Annotated in this window: 21 protein-coding genes and 1 tRNA gene; 14 read left to right on the top strand and 8 right to left on the bottom strand. The window is 54.2% G+C overall.

Annotated features, from left to right (window positions below; genetic code table 11):
* Window positions 1–15: 15 nt before the first annotated feature.
* Complete coding sequence (ecnB, locus tag ACMGGS_RS03915) at window positions 16–162, bottom strand: lipoprotein toxin entericidin B (RefSeq protein ID WP_049839023.1); 147 nt, start codon at window positions 160–162, stop codon at window positions 16–18.
* Window positions 163–386: 224 nt separating this feature from the next.
* On the bottom strand, window positions 387–953 hold the full coding sequence (gene efp, locus ACMGGS_RS03920) for an elongation factor P (RefSeq protein ID WP_103678629.1): 567 nt from the start codon (window positions 951–953) through the stop codon (window positions 387–389).
* Window positions 954–993: 40 nt separating this feature from the next.
* Here efp and epmB point away from each other — a divergent pair, with 40 nt between their 5' ends.
* Complete coding sequence (gene epmB / locus ACMGGS_RS03925) at window positions 994–2,022, top strand: EF-P beta-lysylation protein EpmB (RefSeq protein WP_414165118.1); 1,029 nt, start codon at window positions 994–996, stop codon at window positions 2,020–2,022.
* Window positions 2,023–2,209: 187 nt separating this feature from the next.
* Window positions 2,210–3,070, top strand: coding sequence for a YjeJ family protein (yjeJ, locus tag ACMGGS_RS03930; RefSeq protein WP_414165119.1), 861 nt, complete (start codon window positions 2,210–2,212; stop codon window positions 3,068–3,070).
* Between the two features lie 44 nt (window positions 3,071–3,114).
* Here the strand turns inward: yjeJ and ACMGGS_RS03935 are convergent, their stop codons facing one another.
* The 3 genes from ACMGGS_RS03935 to ACMGGS_RS03945 all read right to left on the bottom strand — a co-directional run bounded on the left by ACMGGS_RS03935 (window position 3,115) and on the right by ACMGGS_RS03945 (window position 5,583).
* On the bottom strand, window positions 3,115–3,468 hold the full coding sequence (locus tag ACMGGS_RS03935) for a DUF4156 domain-containing protein (protein ID WP_176919223.1): 354 nt from the start codon (window positions 3,466–3,468) through the stop codon (window positions 3,115–3,117).
* A gap of 131 nt (window positions 3,469–3,599) precedes the next feature.
* Window positions 3,600–5,246: a chaperonin GroEL gene (groL, locus tag ACMGGS_RS03940; RefSeq protein ID WP_414165120.1), complete on the bottom strand. Its 1,647-nt coding sequence runs from the start codon at window positions 5,244–5,246 to the stop codon at window positions 3,600–3,602.
* Window positions 5,247–5,289: 43 nt separating this feature from the next.
* The gene (locus ACMGGS_RS03945) at window positions 5,290–5,583 is read right to left on the bottom strand and encodes a co-chaperone GroES (protein ID WP_043081801.1); all 294 of its coding nucleotides are present in this window, start codon (window positions 5,581–5,583) and stop codon (window positions 5,290–5,292) included.
* A 230-nt stretch (window positions 5,584–5,813) separates the two neighbouring features.
* Between ACMGGS_RS03945 and yjeH the strand changes: the two genes are divergently transcribed.
* Window positions 5,814–7,061 carry an L-methionine/branched-chain amino acid transporter gene (gene yjeH, locus ACMGGS_RS03950; protein WP_414165121.1) on the top strand — a complete coding sequence of 416 codons (1,248 nt, stop codon included), beginning with the start codon at window positions 5,814–5,816 and terminating at the stop codon, window positions 7,059–7,061.
* Between the two features lie 31 nt (window positions 7,062–7,092).
* On the opposite strand, the gene ACMGGS_RS03955 is transcribed toward yjeH, so the two are convergent.
* Window positions 7,093–7,563, bottom strand: coding sequence for an FxsA family protein (locus ACMGGS_RS03955; protein WP_414165122.1), 471 nt, complete (start codon window positions 7,561–7,563; stop codon window positions 7,093–7,095).
* Window positions 7,564–7,900: 337 nt separating this feature from the next.
* Between ACMGGS_RS03955 and aspA the strand changes: the two genes are divergently transcribed.
* From aspA to ACMGGS_RS03985, 6 genes are all read left to right on the top strand, one after another.
* Window positions 7,901–9,337 carry an aspartate ammonia-lyase gene (gene aspA / locus ACMGGS_RS03960; RefSeq protein WP_176919219.1) on the top strand — a complete coding sequence of 479 codons (1,437 nt, stop codon included), beginning with the start codon at window positions 7,901–7,903 and terminating at the stop codon, window positions 9,335–9,337.
* 113 nt (window positions 9,338–9,450) lie between these two features.
* A complete protein-coding gene (locus tag ACMGGS_RS03965; RefSeq protein WP_176919218.1) occupies window positions 9,451–10,752 on the top strand; it encodes an anaerobic C4-dicarboxylate transporter family protein in 1,302 nt (433 codons plus the stop codon).
* A 94-nt stretch (window positions 10,753–10,846) separates the two neighbouring features.
* The gene (cutA, locus tag ACMGGS_RS03970) at window positions 10,847–11,170 is read left to right on the top strand and encodes a divalent cation tolerance protein CutA (RefSeq protein WP_414166189.1); all 324 of its coding nucleotides are present in this window, start codon (window positions 10,847–10,849) and stop codon (window positions 11,168–11,170) included.
* Entirely contained in the window at window positions 11,146–12,885 is a 1,740-nt protein-coding gene (locus ACMGGS_RS03975; protein ID WP_414165123.1) for a protein-disulfide reductase DsbD, read from the top strand. Before cutA ends, ACMGGS_RS03975 begins: the two co-directional genes overlap by 25 nt.
* 35 nt (window positions 12,886–12,920) lie before the next feature.
* Window positions 12,921–13,496 (top strand): transcriptional regulator, encoded by a 576-nt coding sequence (locus ACMGGS_RS03980; RefSeq protein WP_414166190.1) that lies wholly within the window; start codon window positions 12,921–12,923, stop codon window positions 13,494–13,496.
* A gap of 91 nt (window positions 13,497–13,587) precedes the next feature.
* A tRNA-Phe gene (locus ACMGGS_RS03985) sits at window positions 13,588–13,663 on the top strand.
* 19 nt (window positions 13,664–13,682) lie between these two features.
* On the opposite strand, the gene ACMGGS_RS03990 is transcribed toward ACMGGS_RS03985, so the two are convergent.
* Window positions 13,683–13,838: a helix-turn-helix domain-containing protein gene (locus tag ACMGGS_RS03990; RefSeq protein WP_414166191.1), complete on the bottom strand. Its 156-nt coding sequence runs from the start codon at window positions 13,836–13,838 to the stop codon at window positions 13,683–13,685.
* A 611-nt stretch (window positions 13,839–14,449) separates the two neighbouring features.
* On the opposite strand from ACMGGS_RS03990, the gene ACMGGS_RS03995 reads away from it, so the two are divergent.
* The 4 genes from ACMGGS_RS03995 to phoC all read left to right on the top strand — a co-directional run bounded on the left by ACMGGS_RS03995 (window position 14,450) and on the right by phoC (window position 21,071).
* The gene (locus ACMGGS_RS03995) at window positions 14,450–15,577 is read left to right on the top strand and encodes an efflux RND transporter periplasmic adaptor subunit (protein WP_414165124.1); all 1,128 of its coding nucleotides are present in this window, start codon (window positions 14,450–14,452) and stop codon (window positions 15,575–15,577) included.
* A complete protein-coding gene (locus tag ACMGGS_RS04000) occupies window positions 15,577–18,684 on the top strand; it encodes an efflux RND transporter permease subunit (protein ID WP_414165125.1) in 3,108 nt (1,035 codons plus the stop codon). Before ACMGGS_RS03995 ends, ACMGGS_RS04000 begins: the two co-directional genes overlap by 1 nt.
* A 3-nt stretch (window positions 18,685–18,687) precedes the next feature.
* Window positions 18,688–20,052 (top strand): efflux transporter outer membrane subunit, encoded by a 1,365-nt coding sequence (locus ACMGGS_RS04005; RefSeq protein ID WP_414165126.1) that lies wholly within the window; start codon window positions 18,688–18,690, stop codon window positions 20,050–20,052.
* 272 nt (window positions 20,053–20,324) lie between these two features.
* The gene (phoC, locus tag ACMGGS_RS04010) at window positions 20,325–21,071 is read left to right on the top strand and encodes an acid phosphatase PhoC (protein ID WP_276159076.1); all 747 of its coding nucleotides are present in this window, start codon (window positions 20,325–20,327) and stop codon (window positions 21,069–21,071) included.
* A 104-nt stretch (window positions 21,072–21,175) separates the two neighbouring features.
* On the opposite strand, the gene ACMGGS_RS04015 is transcribed toward phoC, so the two are convergent.
* Window positions 21,176–22,603: a UDP-N-acetylmuramoyl-tripeptide--D-alanyl-D-alanine ligase gene (locus ACMGGS_RS04015; protein ID WP_414165127.1), complete on the bottom strand. Its 1,428-nt coding sequence runs from the start codon at window positions 22,601–22,603 to the stop codon at window positions 21,176–21,178.
* Window positions 22,604–22,808: 205 nt separating this feature from the next.
* Between ACMGGS_RS04015 and ACMGGS_RS04020 the strand changes: the two genes are divergently transcribed.
* On the top strand, window positions 22,809–24,500 hold the full coding sequence (locus ACMGGS_RS04020; RefSeq protein WP_414165128.1) for a Mur ligase: 1,692 nt from the start codon (window positions 22,809–22,811) through the stop codon (window positions 24,498–24,500).
* The last annotated feature ends 22 nt before the right edge of the window (window positions 24,501–24,522 follow it).

The following is a 24,522-nucleotide window of genomic DNA, read 5'->3' on the forward strand; positions in this document are numbered from 1 at the left end:
TATCGCTGAATAACCTTACTGCTGAGCTTTGGTTGCTGCGCCAGAGATTGCGCTACCGCCGTCAGAAATATCTTCGCCTACCCCACGGGTGGTGTTACAGGCGGTTAATACTGAAGAAAGCACCAGCACTGAAAAGATCGCAGCAATTGTTTTCTTAAACATAGTTTCTTCCTTTATTCACCAGTGTTATTTGTGTATAGCAACTTAAGCATAGACAAAATCCTGAAAAATGGCGGCCAGAAAGAAATTTTTAGGAGTCTTTGAAGAAGCGAAGCGACAGACCAGCAAAAGAGGCGGGTAAACAAGCCGGCGCAGCCTGATGCCGCGCCAGAACGATATGCCTGCTTACGTCAAAAATCCTCCAACGCCCGCAGGCACAACGCGCATTATTTTACGCGGGAGACGTATTCACCAGAGCGGGTATCCACTTTGATCACTTCGCCCGTCTGGACGAACAGCGGAACTTTCACCACGGCACCGGTAGACAGTTTAGCGGGTTTACCGCCAGTACCGGCGGTGTCGCCTTTCAGACCTGGATCGGTTTCAATGATTTCCAGTTCAACGAAGTTTGGCGGAGTCACGGAAATAGGCTGACCGTTCCACAGGGTCACGATGCATTCAGCCTGGTCCAGCAGCCATTTTTCGCTGTCGCCAATGGCTTTTGCGTCAGCAGAAAGCTGTTCGAAGGTTTCGTTATTCATGAAGTGCCAGAACTCACCGTCGTTGTACAGGTAAGTCAGGTTCATATCGATAACGTCAGCGCCTTCAGCGGAATCGGTAGACTTGAAGGTTTTTTCTACACGGGTGCCAGTCAGCAGACGACGCATCTTAACGCGTGCAAACGCCTGACCTTTACCTGGTTTAACGAATTCGCTGGCTTCGACCGCATAAGGTTCGCCGTCCAACATGATTTTAAGACCAGCACGAAAATCGTTGCTATAGTAAGTCGCCATAAGGCCCTCTGAAATTGTTAAATGGTAGCTAAGCCACAAAATGGCGCATATTGTAACCCTAAATACCCCGTCCCGAGAAGATTGGTTAACGCAACTTGCCGATGTTATTACCAATCCCGATGAACTTTTGCGTCTTCTGAATATAGACGCTGATGACGCCCTGCTCGCAGGAATCGAGGCAAAACGCCTGTTCGCCCTGCGCGTGCCCCGTGCGTTTGCGGCGCGTATGCAGAAAGGCGACCCGCATGATCCATTGCTACGTCAGGTACTTACCTCGCAGGACGAGTTTATCGTCATGCCTGGTTTCAGCGCCGATCCGCTGGATGAGCAGCATAGCGTGGTACCCGGTTTGCTGCACAAGTACCAGAATCGTGCGCTGCTGCTGGTAAAAGGTGGCTGTGCGGTTAATTGTCGCTACTGCTTCCGTCGCCACTTCCCTTATGCCGATAATCAAGGGAACAAGCGTAACTGGCAAACCGCGCTGGACTACATTGCCGCCCATCCTGAACTGGATGAGATTATTTTCTCCGGCGGCGATCCGCTGATGGCGAAAGATCACGAACTGGACTGGCTACTTTCTGCCCTTGAGGCCATCCCGCATATTAAACGTCTGCGCATCCACAGCCGTTTGCCCATTGTGATCCCTGCTCGCATCACGGATACCCTGGCGGCACGTTTTGCCCGTTCATCGCTGCAAATCCTGCTGGTCAACCATATCAATCATGCTAACGAGATTGACGCAGATTTTCGCACGGCAATGACGACGCTGCGTCAGGCAGGCGTCACGCTGCTGAACCAGAGCGTCCTGCTGCGCGGTGTCAACGACAATGCAAAAACGCTCGCCGCGTTAAGCAATGCGCTGTTTGATGCTGGCGTGATGCCCTACTATCTTCACGTGCTGGATAAAGTTCAGGGAGCGGCGCATTTTCTGGTCAGCGATGAGGAAGCGCGAACGATTATGCGTGAACTGTTGACGCTGATTTCCGGTTATATGGTACCGAAACTGGCACGTGAAATTGGCGGCGAACCCAGCAAAACGCCGATTGATTTACATTTACGACAGAAATAAATTTTCTTTATTTAATTATTTAATCAATGTATTCAGGCTGACTAGCAGGTCAGTCTGAGCACAATTGGTCATTGTATTCTTGTCTCAGTGCTTTAAAATGCCACCCCATAATACTGACCTTAAATATACAATTTAATTATTAATAACTTTTAACTATTTTCTATATAAATGGTTAGGGAGAACCGCAATGGCGATAAATATTAAAGGAATGAATACCGGAGTTATCCGTCAGGGTGATACGTTTGTGGCGCTGGCGTTTAAAATTAAACAGCCAAGAAATAAAGAAACCACGCTCTTTCTTCCCGCTCTGGTGCTCAGAGACCTGCTTATCGCGCTGGAACATCGCCTCTGGCAGCACAGCCAGAGGCCAGAAGAACAGCGGCAGGTACTGGCTAAAGCCCGTGATGCCGTTATCAAAAAGATGCATGCCAGTATTCCGACGCTCACCGTAGAGGAGCTGCGCGATGCTGATGTTTCGCAGCGCGTAGACAACCTGGAACTTTGCGACAATAAAGGCGAAAATTTACTCTTCAAATTGAGCCTTCACGGCGGCGATATACTGGACGTCGAAATTAACGAACTACAGATTGCGTTAATCGTGCAGGCAATTATTCATGCAATAAATAATGCAAAAATGCGCGAGCTGTCGCTGCGTCTGTCTTCTCTGCTCGACTTCCTGCCGTTATATGATGTCGACTGCCTGGAGAATGGAAGTCTGGAATATGACACCTATCAGCAGCCGGAATGGAAATTACAGCTTTTCAATCACTACCTGGCGATGATTTATCAGTATACCGATGAAGAAGGTAAACAACAGCAGTGCGGCACGGTAGTTAAAACGCGCAGTAAATCAGAAACCAAACAGGCCGAAGCCATCTCACGTCGCCTGCTGGGTTACAGCCGCCGTCTGAGCAAGCTGAAAGACAAACCCTGCCAGGTATTTGTCAGAACCATCACGACGAATAACGCGCATCCGCTCTCACAAGAGCAGTGTATGCGTGCGCTGTATCAGCTGCGCATGAGCGTTAAGCAGAAAGCCTCCGCCTGATGCGTTAACATGCCCCCACTCGTGGGGGCATAGCATAACGGCAATCAGTTCGGGCACTTATACACCTGGCCCTGCATTTCGCTGGCGGTCGGTACAAAGCTCGACAACATTCCCTGCGTTGGGCTGCTCACCCCATAAATCACGTTGCCGCCCATCTGTGCCGCTTCATTACGCAGTGCGTTTGCCGCGCCGCGCATTGAACCGCCCTCTTCGCCGTGCTGCCCAGACAGCCAGTTACTTTGTTTGCCCGTCGCGGTGCCGACCAACTGGCACTCCGCACCCGGCTTATCTTCAACAAAGCGAACGCTCTGCCCACCGGCGGTCAGATCGTTACTGGCGCTACAACCTGCCAGCAGTAACGCTACACCCACGATCCCTGCTGAGACTTTTACGCGCATGTTATTCCTCGTTATCAATTAGCGGGACAAACCTGTCCGTGTGTAAATGTTATACTAAAAAGATGACCAAAAGAAAAACCCCCGGACATTTCTGCCCGGGGGTTTATTCATTTCTGCGAGGTGCAGGGCAATTACATCATGCCGCCCATACCACCCATGCCGCCCATACCACCAGCAGCACCTAAGTCAGGCGCATCGCTTTTCGGCAGGTCGGTAACCATGCACTCGGTGGTGATCATCAGACCGGCCACAGATGCCGCGTACTGCAGAGCAGAACGGGTCACTTTGGTCGGATCCAGGATACCCATGTCGATCATGTTGCCGTATTCTTCGGTTGCCGCGTTGTAACCGTAGTTACCGTCGCCCGCTTTCACGGTGTTAGCCACTACTGACGGCTCTTCACCACAGTTCAGTACGATCTGACGCAGCGGGGATTCCATCGCGCGCAGCGCAACTTTGATACCCACGTTCTGATCTTCGTTCTGACCACGCAGTTCGCCCAGCTTGGAGGCTACGCGGATCAGCGCAACACCACCACCAGCAACCACGCCTTCTTCTACCGCAGCACGAGTCGCGTGCAGAGCATCTTCAACGCGGGCTTTCTTCTCTTTCATTTCAACTTCGGTTGCAGCACCGACTTTGATCACTGCCACGCCGCCTGCCAGTTTCGCTACGCGCTCCTGCAGTTTTTCACGGTCATAGTCAGAAGTAGCTTCTTCGATCTGCTGACGGATCTGAGTCACACGACCCTGGATAGCAGATTCTTCACCCACGCCATCGATGATGGTGGTGGTGTCTTTGTTGATGACAACGCGTTTTGCCTGGCCCAGGTCTTCCAGAGTGGATTTTTCCAGTTCCATACCGATCTCTTCAGAGATAACGGTACCGCCAGTCAAGGTTGCGATATCCTGCAGCATCGCTTTACGGCGGTCGCCGAAGCCCGGTGCTTTAACCGCAGCCACTTTTACAATGCCACGCATGGTGTTAACTACCAGGGTCGCCAGCGCTTCGCCTTCAACGTCTTCAGCAATGATCAGCAGCGGTTTGCCTGCTTTGGCCACAGCTTCCAGAACCGGCAGCATTTCGCGGATGTTGGAGATTTTTTTATCAGCCAGCAGGATGAACGGACTTTCCAGTTCTACTGCGCCCGTTTCCGGCTTGTTGATGAAGTAAGGAGACAGGTAGCCACGGTCGAACTGCATACCTTCAACTACGTCCAGTTCGTCCTGCAGACCGGTACCGTCTTCAACGGTGATTACGCCTTCTTTACCGACTTTGTCCATCGCTTCCGCGATCAGTTTACCAACGGTTTCATCGGAGTTAGCGGAGATGGTACCTACCTGAGCAATGGCCCGGGAGTCAGAGCACGGTACTGACAGCGCTTTCAGTTCTTCAACTGCCGCAGAGACCGCTTTGTCGATACCACGTTTCAGGTCCATCGGGTTCATACCCGCAGCCACGGCTTTCAGACCTTCAGTGATGATGGACTGCGCCAGTACGGTCGCGGTGGTGGTGCCGTCGCCCGCAGCGTCGTTCGCTTTAGAGGCCACTTCTTTCACCATCTGCGCGCCCATGTTTTCGAACTTGTCTTCCAGCTCGATTTCACGTGCTACGGACACGCCATCTTTGGTGATGGTCGGTGCACCGAAAGATTTATCCAGAACTACGTTACGGCCTTTCGGGCCGAGGGTAACTTTCACTGCATCTGCCAGTACGTTTACGCCGCGCAGCATTTTCACACGAGCGTCGTTACCGAATTTTACGTCTTTAGCTGCCATTTTTTCTTTCCCTTAAATTCGTATGTTCAGTGTCGTTCGCGAATTACGCTTCAACAATTGCCAGGATGTCGCTTTCGGACATGATCAACACTTCTTCATTGTCGATCTTCTCGGATTTCACACCGTAGCCATCGTTAAAAATCACGATGTCGCCCACTTTAACGTCCAGCGGCTGCACATTACCGTTTTCCAGGATGCGGCCTTTACCGACAGCGATGATTTCGCCACGAGTTGATTTGCCTGCTGCAGAACCGGTCAGAACGATACCGCCAGCCGATTTGGATTCAACTTCTTTGCGTTTGACGATCACACGATCATGTAGCGGACGAATACTCATTGATAGCTCTCCTTTGAGAAAGTCTTTATCAGTTATGGATGACGTCAGAGAGCCACAGGCTTCTCCGACTGGTGCCTGAGAGATGGGGGTCGCTTTTTGCCCCTTCAAGGGGGGAGACGAAAAAAAAATTTATTCCCGGCGATTAATCGCTTCGTATTACGACGCCAGGGCGCTCCAGACGGAGTGTGATACCATCAGTTACGCGTAAATCGTTAATTGAGAACAGGTTGATGTCTGGATTAAAACAGGAGCTGGGGCTGGCTCAGGGCGTGGGGTTACTTTCCACATCATTGCTGGGAACCGGCGTTTTTGCCGTTCCGGCGCTGGCGGCTCTGGTCGCGGGGGATAACAGTTTATGGGCCTGGCCCGTGCTGATTGTGCTGGTTTTTCCGATTGCCATCGTCTTCGCCATTCTGGGGCGCCATTTTCCCAGCGCAGGCGGCGTGGCGCACTTTGTCGGCATGGCGTTTGGTCCGCGTCTTGAACGCGTTACCGGCTGGCTATTTTTGTCGGTTATTCCGGTAGGACTCCCCGCTGCGCTACATATCGCCGCCGGGTTCTGGCAGGCAATGTTTGGCTGGTATGGCTGGCAATTGCTTATTGCCGAACTGATCACCCTCGCACTCATCTGGTTTATCGGCACGCGTGGCGCAGGCTCCAGCGCCAATTTGCAAAGCCTGGTGGCACTGCTGATCGTTGCACTAATTGTGGCTATCTGGTGGTTTGGCGACATTCCTCTGGCACAAATCCCCTTCCCTGCCCCGCAGGACATTCAGGCTCCGGCGCTGTTTTCCGCCCTGGCCGTGATGTTCTGGTGTTTTGTCGGGCTGGAAGCGTTTGCCCATCTGGCCTCAGAATTCAAACACCCGGAACGCGATTTCCCGCGGGCGCTGATGATCGGATTACTGCTGGCCGGGACGGTCTACTGGGCCTGCACCGTGGTGGTTCTGCACTTTAACGCGTATGGCGAAGATCGCGCTGCCGCCGCCTCGTTACCCGCCATCGTCGTCCAGCTTTTTGGCGTTAAGGCGCAGTGGGTGGCCTGCATTATTGGCTATCTGGCCTGCTTCGCCAGCCTGAATATTTACATTCAGAGCTTCGCGCGACTGGTCTGGTCGCAGGCGCTGTATAAACCGCATAGCCCGCTTGCCCGTCTGTCAAAAAAACAGCTGCCGATCAACGCGCTCAATGCCGTGCTGGGCTGCTGCGTCATCTGCACCATCGCGATTTACGGGCTGCAAATTAATCTGGATGCGCTGATCGTCTATGCCAACGGCATCTTTATCATCATTTATCTGCTGTGCATGCTGGCGGGCTGCCGTTTGTTGAAAGGACGTTATCGGGCGCTGGCGGTGATCGGCAGCCTGCTGTGCCTGCTGCTACTGGCGATGGTGGGATGGAAAAGCCTGTATGCCATTATCGTGCTGGCCGCGCTGTGGCTGTTTTTGCCAAAACGCGCCATTGTGGTGCCGTCATAATCGTTTAACGGGCCTGAGATATCCAGGCCCGTTAGCGATCGTCTTTATGCTCAATCCGATCGCGCTCGTCATCTTTACGCTGATATTCCCCATCAAACGTATTGCCCCCACCGGTTCCGGCGCTGAAACCACCGCCCGGCGTGCGGGAAAAACGCAGATGCGGCATCAGCTTCAAGGTAAGATGCTTTTGCACCGGCGGTAACAGCAGCAGCAATCCTAACAGGTCGGTAAAGAAGCCCGGCAGCACCAGCAACAGTCCGGAAATGATCAGCGAAACGCTTTTAATCATTTCACTGGCCGGGCTTTCTCCCGCCGCCATCTTCTGTTGCATCAGCAGGAAGTTCTTGAACCCCTGATTACGCACCAGCGACATGCCGATGAATGAGGTGAAAATCACCAGCAGCAATGTTAACAGCACACCCAGGACGTGAGCGACCTGAATGAAAATCGAAATCTCGATATAAACGTAAAGAAAAACAGCAAGTAAAGGTATCCAGCGCACTGGCTTCTCCTGTGGTGGGCAGCGGCAAGTGAGCCTCTGCCAAAATGGGTTTGCAAAACGCATCCTTATGAGATGGAGGCGAATCACCAAAGTTCAACCAAATTGCCCGCCTATTTTCGGTCCCCCCTCTCGGGGAGTGACATATTTCACACATCAATAATTATCTTGCGATCCCACGCATATTAAGTGATCCAGATTACTGCAATTCGCTATTATCAGCATATGATCGTGGGCACCGGGCCGATTCAGGAGATAATCGTCGGTCAGAAAATACGCATACCCACATAAATACTGCGTATTTGGTGTAATCATTGGCAGCTTGAAAGAGAAGGCTTACATGTTAAACAACATTCGTATCGAAGAAGACCTGTTGGGCACCAGGGAAGTACCAGCGGATGCCTACTATGGCGTTCACACTCTGAGAGCGATTGAAAACTTCTACATCAGTAACAGCAAAATCAGCGATATCCCTGAATTTGTGCGCGGTATGGTGATGGTGAAGAAAGCAGCGGCTCTGGCCAACAAAGAGCTACAGACCATCCCGAAAAATGTGGCAAACGCCATCATCGCCGCCTGTGATGAAGTTCTTAACAATGGCAAATGCATGGATCAGTTCCCGGTTGACGTCTATCAGGGCGGCGCAGGAACCTCCGTCAACATGAATACTAACGAGGTGCTGGCGAACATTGGCCTGGAGCTGATGGGCCATCAAAAAGGTGAGTACCAGTTCCTCAATCCTAACGACCACGTTAATAAATGCCAGTCGACTAACGATGCTTACCCGACCGGTTTTCGCATCGCGGTCTATGCCTCTATCGTCAAACTGATCGACGCCATTCATCAGCTTGGTGAAGGTTTTGAGAAGAAAGCCGTTGAGTTTCAGGACGTGCTGAAAATGGGCCGTACCCAGCTTCAGGACGCGGTGCCGATGACCCTCGGCCAGGAATTCCATGCCTTTAACGTTTTGCTCAATGAAGAGACGAAAAACCTGCTGCGCACCGCTGAACTTCTGCTGGAAGTGAACCTGGGCGCAACGGCCATCGGTACGCGTCTGAACACCCCGGACGGTTATCAGGCGCTGGCGGTGCAGAAGCTGGCTGAAGTCAGCAACCTACCGGTGATCCCTGCCGAAGACCTGATCGAAGCGACCTCCGACTGTGGTGCTTACGTGATGGTTCACAGTTCACTGAAACGCCTAGCCGTGAAGATGTCGAAAATCTGTAACGACCTGCGACTACTTTCTTCCGGCCCGCGCGCCGGGCTGAACGAAATTAACCTGCCAGAGTTGCAGGCTGGCTCGTCCATCATGCCAGCAAAAGTGAACCCGGTCGTGCCGGAAGTGGTGAACCAGGTCTGTTTTAAAGTGATCGGCAACGACACCACCGTGACCATGGCCTCAGAAGCCGGTCAGCTCCAGTTGAACGTAATGGAGCCGGTGATTGGGCAGGCGATGTTTGAATCCATTCACGTCCTCACCAACGCCTGCTACAACCTGCTGGAAAAATGCATCAACGGTATCACGGCCAACAAAGCCGTCTGCGAAAGCTATGTCTACAACTCCATCGGGATTGTCACCTACCTGAACCCATACATCGGCCACCATAACGGCGACATCGTCGGTAAAATTTGCGCTGAAACGGGCAAGAGCGTGCGTGAAGTGGTCCTGGAGCGCGGGCTGCTTACTGAGGCTGAGCTGGACGATATCTTCTCGGCTCAGAACCTGATGCATCCGGCCTATAAAGCAAAACGTTATACTGATGAAAGCGAACAGTAACAGTTTTTGGCTAACCATGAAGGCACGTCAGCAATGACGTGCCTTTTTTGTTGCTTGCATTTACCTAATTACAACAATTTAATATCAACTTATTAAAAATAGAGAAGGCATATATGTTTGGTGCAGAACTCGTTATCGTCCTGCTGGCAATTTATCTCGGTGCGCGCCTCGGCGGCATCGGCATTGGATTTGCCGGCGGACTGGGCGTCCTCGTCCTGACGCTTTTTTTTCAAATTACCCCCGGCGCGATCCCGTTCGATGTGATTGAAATCATTATGGCGGTGATCGCGGCGATTGCGGCGATGCAGGTCGCTGGCGGGATGGATTTTCTGGTCAGCCTGGCAGAGCGTATGCTGCGGCGGCATCCGAAGTACATCACCTTCCTCGCACCGCTGGTAACGTGGTTTATGACCATTCTGGCAGGGACCGGGCATACCGCGTTTTCCACATTACCGGTGATCACTGAGGTCGCGAAAGAACAGGGTATTCGCCCTTCGCGCCCGCTATCTATCGCCGTTGTCGCTTCGCAGATCGCTATTACCGCCTCGCCTATCTCCGCCGCGGTGGTGTTCTTCGCCGGTATTCTGGAGCCGCTGGGCGTCAGCTACCTGACGCTGCTGGCAATCTGTATTCCGGTCACGCTAATCGCCGTGATGCTCACCGCCATCGTATGTAACTTCCTCGGTGCCGAGCTAAAAGACGATCCGGTGTATCAGGAGCGGCTGGCGAAAGGCGAAATCAAACTGCGCGGCAGCCAGGTTTTCACACTCAAGCCGCACGCCAAACGTTCCGTGATGCTGTTTTTGATCGGCATTATTGCGGTGATGCTGTATGCCACCGCCATCAGCCCGACGGTGGGCCTTATTGCCAATCCGATCCTGCCGCGTAACGAAGCGATTGTGGTCTTTATGCTGACCATTGCAACGCTGATTTGCCTGAGCTGTAAAGTCGATACCGGGGAGATCCTTAACGCCGGGACCTTTAAATCGGGTATGAGTGCCTGTATATGCGTGCTTGGCGTGGCGTGGCTGGGCGATACCTTCGTTAAGCATCATATTAGCGATATCCAGGCGGTCGCGGGCGATTTGCTGAACAACTATCCGTGGCTGCTGGCAGTGGTACTGTTTTTTGCCGCCACCCTGCTGTATTCACAGGCGGCGACCACCAAAGCGCTGATGCCTGCCGCGCTGCTGCTCGGCGTCAGCCCGCTGACGGCTATTGCCTCGTTTGCAGCGGTCTCCGCGCTGTTTGTGCTGCCCACCTATCCAACTCTGCTGGCCGCGGTAGAAATGGACGATACCGGCTCGACGCGCATCGGCAAATACGTCTTTAACCACGCATTTTTAATCCCGGGCGTTATTGCCATCTCGCTGTGCGTGATCCTGGGATTCATTATCGGCGGCATTCTGTTGTAAATGTTGTTAAACGCGGGCCATCGGATGGCCCGCGCGATAAACCCTTTTCCCTCGCCGTGGTATAGTGCCTCTTTTCCCTGATACGAGGTTGATGATGACCACGCCCGACGCCGTTATCGTACTCTGTACCGCCCCGGATGAAGCCACCGCCCAGGATTTAGCCGCAAAAGCACTGGGCGATAAACTCGCCGCCTGCGTTACGCTCCTTCCCGGCGCGACGTCGCTGTATTACTGGGAGGGTAAGCTGGAGCAGGAGTATGAGGTACAGATGGTGCTCAAAACTTCTCCTGCCCATCAACAGGCGCTGCTGGATTGCCTGAAAGCGCATCACCCGTTTCAGACCCCCGAACTTCTGGTTTTACCCGTTCTTCACGGAGACAGTGATTACCTCTCATGGCTCAACGCATCCTTACGCTGATCCTGCTGCTGTGCAGCACATCCGCTTTTGCCGGGCTTTTTGACGCCCCCGGGCGTTCAAACTTTGTTCCGGTCGACCAGGCATTTGCCTTTGATTTTCAGCAGCATCAGCACGATCTCACGCTTAACTGGCAGGTGAAAGAGGGCTATTACCTTTATCGCCAGCAGATTAACGTTACCGCTGCGCAGGCGGACGTGGCGCCGCTCGCCCTTCCCTCAGGCGAAAGCCATGAGGATGAGTTTTTTGGTAAAAGTGAGATTTACCGCCAGCAACTGTCGGTCCCGGTGACGATTCGCTCCGCCGGGAAAGGCGCGACGCTGACGGTGACCTACCAGGGCTGCGCCGCTGCGGGGTTCTGCTATCCACCGGAGACCAGAGTAGTGCCGGTGAGCGAGGTACGCCCTCTCTCTGAGGAGAGAGGGCAGTCAGGATCCATTACTCCAGATGCCGGGGTGAGGGGAAGCAACGACGCCGATGCCGCTTCCTCGCCGCAGAAAAGCACAGACCTCCCCTTCACCGCCCTGTGGGCGCTGTTGATCGGCATCGGCATTGCCTTCACCCCCTGTGTTCTGCCAATGTACCCGCTGATCTCCGGCATCGTCCTCGGCGGTCAGCAACGGCTTTCCACCTCCCGCGCCCTGCTGCTGGCCTTTATTTACGTTCAGGGAATGGCGCTCACCTATACCGCGCTCGGCCTGGTCGTCGCGGCAGCGGGCCTGCAATTCCAGGCGGCGCTTCAGCACCCGTATGTCCTGATCGGCCTGTCGATCGTCTTCACCCTGCTCGCGCTCTCCATGTTCGGCCTGTTCACCCTGCAACTCCCCTCCTCGCTCCAGACGCGTCTGACGCTGATGAGTAACCGTCAGCGGGGAGGTTCTCCCGGCGGCGTATTTGCCATGGGCGCGATTGCCGGACTGATCTGTTCCCCCTGCACCACCGCACCACTTAGCGCTATTCTGCTCTACATCGCCCAGAGCGGTAACCTGTGGCTCGGCGGCGGCACGCTGTATCTGTACGCGCTGGGCATGGGCCTGCCGCTGATTGTCGTCACCGTCTTCGGCAACCGACTGCTGCCGAAAAGCGGACCGTGGATGGAGCAGGTTAAAACCACATTTGGTTTTATTATTCTCGCCCTGCCCGTCTTCCTGCTGGAGCGGATCATCGGCGATATCTGGGGATCACGCCTGTGGGCGCTGCTCGGCGTGGCTTTCTTCGGCTGGGCCTTCATTACCAGCCTGAAGGCGCAGCGTTCCTGGATGCGCGTGATACAAATCGTTTTTCTCGGCGCAGCCTTTATCTGCGCTCGTCCGCTACAGGACTGGGCCTTTGGCGCACCCGCCGCGACTGAGCAGGCGCATCTGAACTTTACCCGTATCGCCAGTGTAGATGAACTGGATCGGGCGCTGGCCTCGGCGCAGGGCAAACCGGTGATGCTGGATCTCTACGCCGACTGGTGCGTCGCCTGTAAAGAGTTCGAAAAATACACATTCAGCGATCCGCAGGTCCGTCAGGTGTTAAGTCATAGCGCATTAATACAAGCTAACGTGACGGCCAATAGTGCCGCAGATATCGCCCTGTTAAAACGCCTTAACGTACTGGGATTACCGACAATTTTGTTTTTCGACGCCGAAGGCAAAGAGCATCCTGAAAGCCGGGTAACCGGTTTTATGGACGCGTCGGCCTTTTATACGCATTTGCAGAATCTGCCCCGGTAAACGACACTTCAGGGGACAAAATGGAGGAGAACATCGTGCAACGTGAAGACGTCCTGGGAGAAGCCCTTAAATTACTTGAGATAAGAGGGATAGCCAGCACCACGCTTGAGATGGTTGCCGAGCGCCTTGATTATCCGCTGGAAGAGTTACAGCGTTTCTGGCCTGACCGGGAAGCATTGCTCTACGACGTATTACGCTATCTCAGCCAGCAGGTCGACGCCTGGCGCAGGCAGCTTATCCATAATGATGAGCTAACCACTGAACAAAAACTGCTGGCCCGCTACGGCGCGCTGACCGAATGCGTGAGCAATCATCGCTATCCGGGCTGCCTGTTTATCGCCGCCTGTACCTTTTACCCGGATCCGGGTCACCCGATTCATCAACTGGCCGATCAGCAAAAACAGGCGGCGCACGACTTCAGCCACGAGCTATTAACCCAACTGGAAGTGGACGATCCGGCGATGGTGGCGAAGCAAATGGAACTGATTCTCGAAGGCTGCCTGAGCCGTATGCTGGTGAATCGCAGCCAGACCGATGTCGACACCGCTCAGCGTCTGGCAGAAGATGTGCTGCGTTTTGCCCAGTGTCGCCAGGGTGGTGCGCTGACGTAAGCGGCTTTTTGCCGCAAAGTTAAGCAAACAAACGAGATTTAGCGAAATTTCATTGACGCGAATCGGGGATTACGGTTTAATGCGCCCCGTTGCCCGGATAGCTCAGTCGGTAGAGCAGGGGATTGAAAATCCCCGTGTCCTTGGTTCGATTCCGAGTCCGGGCACCACTATTCCAGAAAAACCAGCCTACGGGCTGGTTTTTTGCGTTTTGGGAAACGGCAACCCGGATATGTATGCCTTCTCTGGCAGACCATAGCGCGAAGGCCAGATTTTTTCAGGCACAACACCTGACTCTTTAGCGATTACCCTTTCGCCCTTCGGCCAGCGGCGTCCACTATTAATCCGATAAGCTCAAACACTTGACAGTATACAACGCTTGCCACGTAGACATTAATATATAATCCCGAATAACTATCCCTGTTAACTATTGGACTGTTTTATAATACACTGCCGCAATAAATAGCTTTCCCAATTATTTCGCTTATGCCATCCTTAACAACATAGTGTGCTGTTAGCCTCTTTGCCCCCGCGCCGCGCCTGACAAGCCCGTCCACCGCAGGCGTGACAACCAGCCAACAAGCTAAATATTTTTTAATTTAAGATTATTCCACTCGAAATATTCTATTCAACGCTCACCCCCCCCCATATCTACCCCTCTTCATAAAAAATCCTTAATTCCTCCATTTTTACTCCTTAAAAATTTACCTAAATAATCCTTTAAAATTTCTACTTACTTTTGAAATTACGTCGCCAGGCAGCGGCAATAATAATCAGAAACTTTTATGAGTAGCGTCATTACGATCCAAAAAAACGCGACAGGATAGCAGCACGGGTATTTCCCGCCTTCGCTTTCGTAAATGCGCTTTTTTTTTGTCAACGCTGGACGTCGGAACGGAGGAAAATTCTCCTCTCAGATGCCGCTACGCTGACGTCGCTTATCCAGAGAATACAGAATGAAGTCTACCTTCTACCCCATCGCAGTCGCGGCATTATTTCTTCTTAGCGGATGTGATGACGCTCAGACAACGGCTCAGACGCCGTCAACCCCGGAAGTCGGCATCGTTACCCTGAAGGGTCAGGCCGTTCACGTAGTCAGCGAACTGACCGGGCGCACCACGGCCGCACTTAGCGCCGAAGTGCGTCCGCAGGTCGGCGGCATTATCCAGAAGCGGTTATTCACCGAAGGCGACGAGGTCAAGGCCGGACAACCGCTGTACCAGATTGATCCGTCGAGCTATCGCGCGGCTTACAACGAAGCCGCCGCGGCCCTGACGCAGGCTCAGTCGCTGGTCGTGTCCGACTGCCAGAAAGCCCGGCGCTACGCGGCGCTGGTAAAAGACAACGGCGTATCGCGTCAGGATGCGGACGACGCGCAATCTACCTGCGAGCAGGACAAAGCCAGCGTAGCATCGAAAAAGGCAGCGCTGGAGAGCGCACGCATTAATCTCAACTGGACCACCGTCACTGCGCCGATAGCCGGGCGCATCGGCATCTCCTCCGTGACCCCTGGCGCGCTGGTTTCCGCCGATCAGGATACCGCACTGGCGACGATCCGCGGGCTTGACAGCATGAATGTCGATCTCACCCGCTCCAGCGTCGATCTCCTGCATCTGCGCAAGCAAAGTCTCGCCAGCAGCAGCGATACCCTCAACGCCTCGCTGATTCTGGAAGACGGCAGTACCTATAGCGAAAAGGGACGCCTGGCGCTGACCGAAGTGGCGGTGGATGAGTCTACCGGTTCGGTCACGCTGCGCTCCGTTTTCCCTAATCCGCAGCATGTTCTGTTGCCGGGCATGTTCGTTCGCGCCCGCATTGATGAAGGGATCATGAACGACGCCATCCTCGCACCACAGCAGGGCATTACCCGCGATGCGAAAGGTGACGCCACCGCTCTGGTCGTCAACGCGGACAACAAAGTAGAACAGCGTACGGTGGAAACCGGTGAGACGTATGACGATAAGTGGCTGGTGATTAACGGGCTGAAAAGCGGCGATAAACTGATTGTCGAAGGCACCGGTAAAGTCACAGCCGGGCAGCAGGTCAACGCCGTTGAAGTGAAAAACAGCGGAGGCAAAGCCTGATGTTCTCCAGCTTTTTTGTGCGACGTCCGGTCTTCGCCTGGGTTATCGCGATTTTGATTATGCTCGCCGGGGTTCTGGCGATAAATACCTTGCCGGTCGCCCAGTACCCTGACGTCGCGCCGCCAGCGGTAAAGATCTCCGCGACCTATACCGGTGCTTCTGCTGACACGCTGGAAAGCAGCGTCACCCAGGTGATCGAACAGCAGCTTACCGGGCTGGATAACCTGCTCTACTTCAATTCGACCAGCAGTTCTGACGGGACGGTGGATATTACCGTTACCTTCGAGCAGGGCACCGACCCGGACACTGCCCAGGTCCAGGTGCAGAATAAGGTGCAGCAGGCGGAATCACGTCTGCCCAGCGCCGTTCAGCAATCCGGCGTCACGGTGGTCAAATCACAAAGCAACTTCCTGCTGATCGCGGCGGTCTACGACCAGAGCGACAAAGCCACCAGTTCCGATATCGCCGACTGGCTGGTCAGTAACGTACAGGATCCGCTGGCGCGCGTTGAAGGCGTCGGCAGCCTGCAAGTATTCGGTTCGGAATACGCAATGCGTATCTGGATGGACCCGACCCGGCTGGCGTCCTATGCGCTGATGCCCTCCGATATAGAAACGGCGCTTGAGGCGCAGAACGTTCAGGTCTCCGCCGGTAAAATCGGCGCGCTGCCCTCCTCCAGCTCTCAGCAACTGACCGCGACCGTTCGCGCGCAGTCGCGCCTGCAAAATGCCGATGCGTTCCGAAACATCATCGTCAAGAGCAAGTCGGACGGTTCAGTGGTCCGCCTAAGGGACGTCGCGCGTGTTGAAGTTGGCAGTGAAGATTACAGTTCGAGCGCAAAACTGAACGGTCATCCGTCAGCGGGCGTGGCGGTCATGCTCTCGCCCGGTGCCAATGCGCTGGATACCGCTACACTGGTGAAAAACAAGGTTACCGAGTTCCAGCGGCAGATGCCGCAGGGCTATGCCGTCGCCTATCCGAAGGACAATACCGAGTTTATTAAAATCTCGGTGGAAGATGTCATTCAGACGTTGTTTGAAGCCATCATTCTGGTGATTTGCGTAATGTATCTGTTCCTGCAAAATCTGCGGGCCACGCTGATCCCGGCGGTGGCGGTGCCGGTAGTGCTGCTCGGTACTTTCGGCGTGCTGGCCCTGTTCGGCTACTCCATTAATACCCTGACGCTGTTTGCGATGGTGCTGGCGATCGGCCTGCTGGTGGATGACGCGATTGTCGTGGTAGAAAACGTCGAGCGTATTATGCGCGACGAAGGGCTGCCTGCCCGGGAAGCCACGGAGAAATCGATGGGTGAAATCTCCGGCGCGCTGATTGCCATCGCGCTGGTGCTGTCGGCGGTGTTCCTGCCAATGGCCTTCTTCGGCGGATCAACCGGGGTGATTTATCGCCAGTTCTCCGTGACGATTATCTCCGCCATGATGCTGTCCGTTGTCGTAGCGCTGACTCTGACGCCTGCGCTGTGCGGCTCGCTGCTGAGCCACTCGAGTCCCCACACTAAAGGCTTTTTCGGTGCGTTTAACCGCCTGTGGGGGCGGACCGAAAATGGCTATCAACATGGCGTCCTGCGCGGTCTGCGTCGTTCGGCGGCGATGATGGCGGTCTTTCTTCTGCTCTGCGGCGCAATGGCGCTGGCGATGTGGAAACTGCCGGGTAGCTTCCTGCCGGTAGAGGATCAGGGCGATGTAATGGTTCAGTATACCCTGCCGGCGGGTGCCACCGCGGTACGTACCGCAGAAGTGAGCCGCCAGGTCACCGACTGGTTCCTGACCAAAGAGAAAGCCAATACCGACGTGATCTTTACGGTCAACGGCTTCAGCTTCAGCGGTAGCGGACAAAACGCGGGCATGGCCTTTGTGGCGCTGAAAAACTGGTCGCAACGCGAAGGGGATGAGAATACCGCTCAGGCGATTGCCCAACGCGCCACCAGCGAACTGGGCAGTATTCGCGACGCCTCGCTTTACGCCATGACGCCGCCCGCCATACAGGGTCTCGGACAAAGCAACGGCTTCACGTTCGAGTTGATGGCCAGCGGGGCGACCGACCGTGACAGCCTGATGAAATTACGCAGCCAGTTGCTTGAGGCCGCCAACAAAAGTCCGGAACTGCAATCGGTACGCGCCAACGATCTGCCGCAGATGCCGCAGTTACAGGTGGATATCGACAATAACAAGGCGGTTTCGCTGGGGCTGTCGCTGAGCGACGTAACCGACACCCTCTCCAGCGCCTGGGGCGGCACCTACGTTAACGACTTCATCGACCGTGGACGGGTGAAAAAAGTCTATATTCAGGGCGACAGTGACTCCCGTTCCGCGCCGTCAGATCTGGGCAAATGGTATGTGCGCGGCAGCGACGATAGTATGACGCCCTTCTCCGCCTTCGCCACTACCCACTGGGAATACGGTCCGGAAAGCCTGATCCGCTATAACGGCTCCGCCGCCTTTGAAATCCAGGGTGAGAATGCCAGCGGTGCCAGTTCCGGCTCGGCAATGGATAAGATGGAGGCGCTGGCCGACAGTCTGCCTGCGGGTTCCACCTGGGCATGGAGCGGCTTGTCGTTACAGGAGAAACTGGCCAGCGGCCAGGCGATGAGTCTGTACGCCATCTCCATCCTGGTCGTGTTCCTGTGTCTCGCGGCGCTCTATGAGAGCTGGGCCGTGCCGTTCTCGGTCATTATGGTGATCCCGCTGGGGCTGCTCGGCGCGGCCGTCGCCGCGTGGATGCGTGATCTGAGTAACGACGTCTATTTCCAGGTGGCGTTGCTCACCACCATCGGCCTGTCTTCGAAGAACGCTATTCTGATTGTTGAATTCGCCGAAGCGGCGGTTGATGAAGGCTATTCGCTTTCACGCGCCGCGTTGCGGGCAGCGCAAACCCGGTTGCGTCCTATTGTAATGACCTCACTGGCATTTATCGCCGGGGTACTGCCGCTGGCGATCGCCACCGGGGCTGGCGCGAACAGCCGCGTGGCTATCGGTACCGGGATTATCGGCGGCACCCTGACAGCGACGCTGCTGGCAGTGTTCTTTGTTCCTCTGTTTTTTGTTCTGGTGAGGCGTCTCTTCACCCGCCAGCGGCCTCCTCAGGAGTAAATTATGTTTCGTTTTACCGTATTATTCGTCGCGCTCCTGACCGCGGGTTGTGTCTCTCTCGATCCGCATTATGAACGCCCGGCCGCGCCGGTTCCCGCCTCGTTGCCGGGAGTCCACGGCGAGTCAACGACCGTCATTAGCCAGTGGCAACAGGCGGTAAATGACGCCCGCCTGAAAAAAGTGGTCAGCATCGCGCTGACCAGCAACCGCGATGTACGAAAAGCCATTGCCGATATTGAGGCCGCACGCGCGGAATACGGCGAAACCCGCGCGTCGTTATTTCCGACGGTTGATGCAGAGCTGAGCCATACGCGAAGTAAAACCATCGCCAGCGGCATCACGTCTTCGGCGCAAGCCGATGGCGCGGTTTCCAGTTTTGAGCTGGATCTGTTTGGCCGTAATCAGAGCCTGTCGCGGGCCGCGCGGGAAACCTGGCTTGCCAGCGAATACACCGCACAGAATACCCGTCTGACGATGATTGCCGATCTGACCACCGCCTGGATCGCCCTGGCGGCGGACAACAGCAATCTTGCGCTGGCGCAGGAGACGATGAACAGCGCGGATAACTCACGTAAGATCGTCGCCCGCCAGATGGCGGTCGGCACCGCCTCGGCGGGCGATTTAAGCAGTGCGGAGAGCGTTTACCAGCAGGCGCGCGCCAGCGTCGCCAGATACCGCACCGCAGTAGCTCAGGATAAAAATGCCCTGAACCTGCTGGCAGGTGATACCGTTCCTGACAGCCTGCTGCCCGGCACGCTGGAAAGTCTCGGCAGCAACAGCATAAATCTGGTCCCGGCTGGCGTCTCCTCCTCGGTACTGCTGCGCCGTCCGGACATCCAGGAAGCAGAGCATAATCTTAAAAGTGCTAACGCCGATATCGGTGCCGCGCGGGCAAATTTCTTTCCGACAATCTCACTTACCGCCAGCGCGGGCGTCGGCAGCGATTCGCTTTCATCGTTGTTCAGCCACGGTATGCAGATCTGGTCGTTTGCGCCATCGGTGAGCCTGCCCCTGTTCACCGGCGGCAGCAATCTGGCGCAGCTACGCTACGCCGAAGCAGAGAAAAAAGGGCTAATTGCCACCTACGAGAAATCGGTTCAGAGCGCCTTTAAGGATGTGGCCGATGCGCTGGCCCGGCGGGAAACCCTGGGCGAACAACTGGATGCGCAGGAGCAATACGTCGCCGCCGAACAAAAAGCGCTGGATATCGCTACGAAAAGCTATCAGGCTGGCGTCGGCGATTATCTTTCGGTACTAACTGCTCAGCGGACGTTGTGGTCAGCGCAAACAACGCTTATCTCCCTGCAACAGACCGATCTGGAGAACCGCATCACCCTCTGGCAATCGCTGGGCGGCGGCGTGAGTTAACCTTTCGCCGGGCGCTAACGCCCGGCATCCCCCTTGCAGAAAAGAAGATGCTTATCCGGGTAGCGCAAATATATCCCGTGGTTACCTCAATTAATTTCTTATCGCAATTGAGGGCGAAGATCCGTCGCAAGTTCATCAATATAAAATAATAAGCTTGCTATCTTTGCTTTATTGTTACAGTTTTGTTTCAATTGAGACCATAGTCACAGCTCATTTTGCTAAAAAAGCTACACTAGACCAGCTGATAAAACGACAAAATGCAAAGGGCTATTATGAAAAAATTATTATTACCACTGGGACTTTCGTTATTATCTTTTAACGTTTTCGCATTATCCTCACCGGGCGACGATGCTACGACCAAACCTGACTTATATTATCTGAAAAACGATCAGGCGATTAATAGCCTGGCACTTTTACCCCCACCGCCGGAAGCGGGCAGTATTCAGTTTCTGAACGATCAGGCGATGTACGAAAAAGGTCGTCTGCTGCGTAATACCGAGCGCGGAAAGCAGGCAGCGGCGGATGCCGATCTTGCTGCTGGCGGCGTTGCTAATGCGTTTTCGGAAGCGTTTGGGCACCCCATTACCCAAAAAGATTCACCGGAGATCTATAAGCTATTAACCAATATGATTGAAGACGCGGGCGATCTGGCGACCCGTGGCGCGAAAGAAAAATATATGCGCATCAGGCCGTTCGCTTTTTATGGCGTCCCGACCTGTAATACTAAAGATCAGGAAAAATTGTCAACTAACGGCTCTTATCCCTCCGGACATACGTCGATTGGCTGGGCAACGGCGCTGGTGTTGACAGAAATTAATCCGCCCGATCAGGACAAGATTTTGAAGCGCGGTTATGAGTTAGGGCAAAGCCGGGTGATCTGCGGCTATCACTGGCAAAGTGATGTTGATGCGGCACGTATTGTCGGTTCGGCGATTGTGGCGACACTTCACTCCAACCCGCAGTTCCAGCAACAGCTTGAGAAGGCAAAGCAGGAATTTTCGGGTTTCGCAAAACAATAACCGTCATGATAAACGAGGTTGATGACAACCCGTCCGTGGAACACGGGGCGACCATCCACGTTGTCAGCAGTCTGAACCGGACTATACGTCCGGTTTATTATTGGTCAGCGTTTCTCATTTCTCGCCATCATCCATTCCACTAATTGATGCGTATTCGCGCTGTGCGAACCTTTAAACAATACGGTATCACCCGGCTGGATCAGAGTTAATAACTCCGCTTTTATTTCATCGACAGTCGAAAAAAAGCGTCCTTTTTTATTTTCATCGAGCGCCTGCCAGCATTCCGCGTAATGTTCGCCGATGAGATAAACACGGTCGATATTACTGTGGTTAACCCTCTCCGCAAGCCCGGTATGATAACTCACCGCGTTCATACCCAGATCTGCCATCTCACCCAGTATCGCTATCCTGCGGCCTGCCAGCGGCTTTTCACTCAGGTTCTCCAGCGCGGCCTGCATTGAACCGGGATTGGCATTATAGGCATCATCAATTATGGTGAAAACACAACCGCTAACTTCAGCTGTAACTTCCCTTCCCCGTCCGGCCAGCGGCATAAAAGAGATTATTTTTTCAATCGCGGGTTCCAGAGGATAATCCAGTGCCGCGACGGCGGTGAGCGCTGCAAGGCTATTTATAGCCATATGCTGTCCGGCTGCGGACAATGAATAGTTTAACGTTTGTCCGTTAATCTGTGCCGCCACCTGATTTCCCGCAGCATTATAATGAAGTAACCGGCTGTCGCTCTCAGGATGATAGCCGTAGGTTAGCACCCTAAGCTTGCGGCTTAATGCCTTCTCAAGGACCGTTTCCCACTCCGCCATATCGCGGTTCAGAATGGCGATATCACCTGCCGTCATGCCCTGGAATATGGCGCTCTTGGTTAGGGCCACATCCCGCAACGTATGTTTTTCTCCAAGGTGCGCTGGCTGAATATTCGTGAAGATCGCCACTTTTGGCCGCGCCATGCGCGAGCTGACACCCATGCGGCCAATGGCCATCTCAATGACCACATTCGATGTATCCCAAGGAATAGACGCCAGGTTCCAGGCGACGCCGCGTGGGAGATTAGCCGTAAGCCGACTTTGCCCTGCTGGCCCCCATGCTGATAGCGCGGCGGCCAGCATGGCCACCGTGGTCGTTTTGCCCGCGCTGCCAGTAACGCCAATTACATTACCGCTCATCTTGTTACGCGCATAGCGGCCCATCGCCAGCAGGGCTTCTGTTCCATCGGCAACCTGAAGCAGCGGGATATGCTCCATTTTAATCGACTGTGGATCGGTAGTGATAATGCAGGATGGTGGCGTGGCCATTCTGGCGACCACGCTTGCCAGCATGCCGCAATTATCCGTGGCTGAACGGACCATAGCCATATTACCAGGCAGGATCGCGGGCGCAAAAATAGAAAGTCCGGTTGCCGCCCAGCCTTCGGGAGGATGACGTACCCAGGTACCTGAGGTCGCCAGCGCAACATCATTGGCTGTCCAGAATGCAGAAACGATCGCTGCTTCACCCGATATAGCGTGTTCGCCCACGGCAAATCCTCTTTATTCACGTCCCGGCGTAGCAACGTTAATATATTAATATCATGAATAATACCTGCCAGAATAACCGCTTCTCTCTGCGCTGGCGAGAGCCTGACATCGCCGGATATTGCGGGCAGTCATATTTCAATATATTAATGTGTGTTATAACTTCCGGCAAAATCAAAAGTTCTCGCACGGAATGCCAGGAGTTGAAATGTCATTGAGTCATTTATTGGCGCGCATTCGCCCAGCCGCTGAAAAACTGAACGTTACGGCGCTGCCCGCCCCTTACCCGGCGCTGGTCATTTTTTTCAGTCTCAGTGATGGCAAAGCGCGTGCGCATACGCATATTGCGCAGGGTGCGAACTTTGATTTGGCCTGGCAGAACGGTGCGCAGGCGCTTCAGCGCTGGCAAAAACGGCAGACAAACGAACCTGTCTGGCTGCGTGTGGATTGTGTTAATAGTATTGAGGCGCTGCGTTGGGAGACGTTACAACACAAACTCAGCAAAACAAAACGCAATTACTTTCGTTTTGGGTTGAGTTTTGATCCGTCTTTTACCCACGCCATTCTTGAGCAGGAAATTGCCGCCGGGGCGCTGCTTTACCAGGGAAAAGAAGGCGTCGCAACGCCAAATGCCGTTAATCTGGCCTCATTTTCACGTCGTCGTTTTAACCACGAATTGCACTGGCCTGTAGAGGCTGATCAGCTGCTCTGGCGCTTTACCACCCGTGCGGTATTCACGGACGGCAAAGAAATTTATCCCATTGAATCATCAGGCAAGAACTCCGGTTATCGCCAGCTTCCCGACTGGCAGGAGAATGCGCTGGAAAAGATGATCCACAGCAGCACCGACTATCTGGCAAGGCAGGTCAAACAATCAGGACGCTACGATTACGGCTGGTTTCCCTGCTTTGATCGTCCCATTCCCACCTATAACACGTTACGACACGCCAGTTCGACGTATGCGCTGCTGGAAGGCTGGGAAGAAACGCGCGATCCCGCGCATCTTGCCGCCATCAGCCGGGCGCTGGACGATCTCTCCACACAGCTTATTAAGACGTATACCCTGCCAGACGGCAGCGAGGCGGACTTTCTGATCGATACCGGCGATGAAATTAAATTGGGCGGCAATGCGGTAACGATTCTGGCGATGACCAAATACACCGATTTAACCGGCGACACGCGTTTTCTGGCACAGATGCACCGGCTGGCAAACGGTATTGCCGCGATGCAAAATCCGCAGACCGGCGGTTTTGTCCACGTCCTGCATGCTGCCGACCTTTCTGTCAAAGCGGAACACCGTATTATCTATTACGACGGTGAAGCCGCCTTTGCCTTAATGCGCCTGTACGGATTGACCCAGGAACCTCGCTGGCTGGTGATGGTTGAACGGGCGGTGGATTATTTTATCGGGCAAAAACACTGGCAGGCGCACGATCACTGGCTGAGCTACTGTATTAACGAACTGACGCTTTATCGTCCGCTGGAACGCTATTACCAGTTCGGCCTGGATAACGTCCGCCATCATCTCGATTTTGTTCGTCACCGTATTACCACCTATCCCACCTTGCTGGAATTAATGATGGCGGCCTCGCGGATGCTGACGCGTCTGGCGGATTCAGAGCATAAGCATTTACTGAAGGGTTTTCCGCTAACAGCGTTTTATGAGGCGCTGGAAATACGCGCACGCTATCTGGCAAACGGTTTTTTCTGGCCGGAGCTGGCAATGTTTTTTAAAAATCCGTCACGCATCGTCGGCAGTTTTTTTATTCGCCACCATAGCTATCGCGTCAGAATAGACGATGTCGAACATTACCTTTCCGGCTACGTGGCGTATCACAAATATCACCGCAGCGGTTCACCGACATTGAACGAAGCGGCAGAGCCAGACTATACTCGCTGACTCACCTGCCCAGAAAAAGATC

Source organism: Superficieibacter sp. BNK-5 (assembly GCF_047456055.1).
GTDB lineage: Bacteria > Pseudomonadota > Gammaproteobacteria > Enterobacterales > Enterobacteriaceae > Superficieibacter.

Coding starts and splice junctions, on each gene's coding strand:
- ecnB (WP_049839023.1), bottom strand. CDS start 162: ATGTTTAAGAAAACAATTGCTGCGATCTTTTCAGTGCTGGTGCTTTCT.
- efp (WP_103678629.1), bottom strand. CDS start 953: ATGGCGACTTACTATAGCAACGATTTTCGTGCTGGTCTTAAAATCATG.
- epmB (WP_414165118.1), top strand. CDS start 994: ATGGCGCATATTGTAACCCTAAATACCCCGTCCCGAGAAGATTGGTTA.
- yjeJ (WP_414165119.1), top strand. CDS start 2,210: ATGGCGATAAATATTAAAGGAATGAATACCGGAGTTATCCGTCAGGGT.
- ACMGGS_RS03935 (WP_176919223.1), bottom strand. CDS start 3,468: ATGCGCGTAAAAGTCTCAGCAGGGATCGTGGGTGTAGCGTTACTGCTG.
- groL (WP_414165120.1), bottom strand. CDS start 5,246: ATGGCAGCTAAAGACGTAAAATTCGGTAACGACGCTCGTGTGAAAATG.
- ACMGGS_RS03945 (WP_043081801.1), bottom strand. CDS start 5,583: ATGAGTATTCGTCCGCTACATGATCGTGTGATCGTCAAACGCAAAGAA.
- yjeH (WP_414165121.1), top strand. CDS start 5,814: ATGTCTGGATTAAAACAGGAGCTGGGGCTGGCTCAGGGCGTGGGGTTA.
- aspA (WP_176919219.1), top strand. CDS start 7,901: ATGTTAAACAACATTCGTATCGAAGAAGACCTGTTGGGCACCAGGGAA.
- ACMGGS_RS03965 (WP_176919218.1), top strand. CDS start 9,451: ATGTTTGGTGCAGAACTCGTTATCGTCCTGCTGGCAATTTATCTCGGT.
- cutA (WP_414166189.1), top strand. CDS start 10,847: ATGACCACGCCCGACGCCGTTATCGTACTCTGTACCGCCCCGGATGAA.
- ACMGGS_RS03975 (WP_414165123.1), top strand. CDS start 11,146: ATGGCTCAACGCATCCTTACGCTGATCCTGCTGCTGTGCAGCACATCC.
- ACMGGS_RS03995 (WP_414165124.1), top strand. CDS start 14,450: ATGAAGTCTACCTTCTACCCCATCGCAGTCGCGGCATTATTTCTTCTT.
- ACMGGS_RS04000 (WP_414165125.1), top strand. CDS start 15,577: ATGTTCTCCAGCTTTTTTGTGCGACGTCCGGTCTTCGCCTGGGTTATC.
- ACMGGS_RS04005 (WP_414165126.1), top strand. CDS start 18,688: ATGTTTCGTTTTACCGTATTATTCGTCGCGCTCCTGACCGCGGGTTGT.
- phoC (WP_276159076.1), top strand. CDS start 20,325: ATGAAAAAATTATTATTACCACTGGGACTTTCGTTATTATCTTTTAAC.
- ACMGGS_RS04020 (WP_414165128.1), top strand. CDS start 22,809: ATGTCATTGAGTCATTTATTGGCGCGCATTCGCCCAGCCGCTGAAAAA.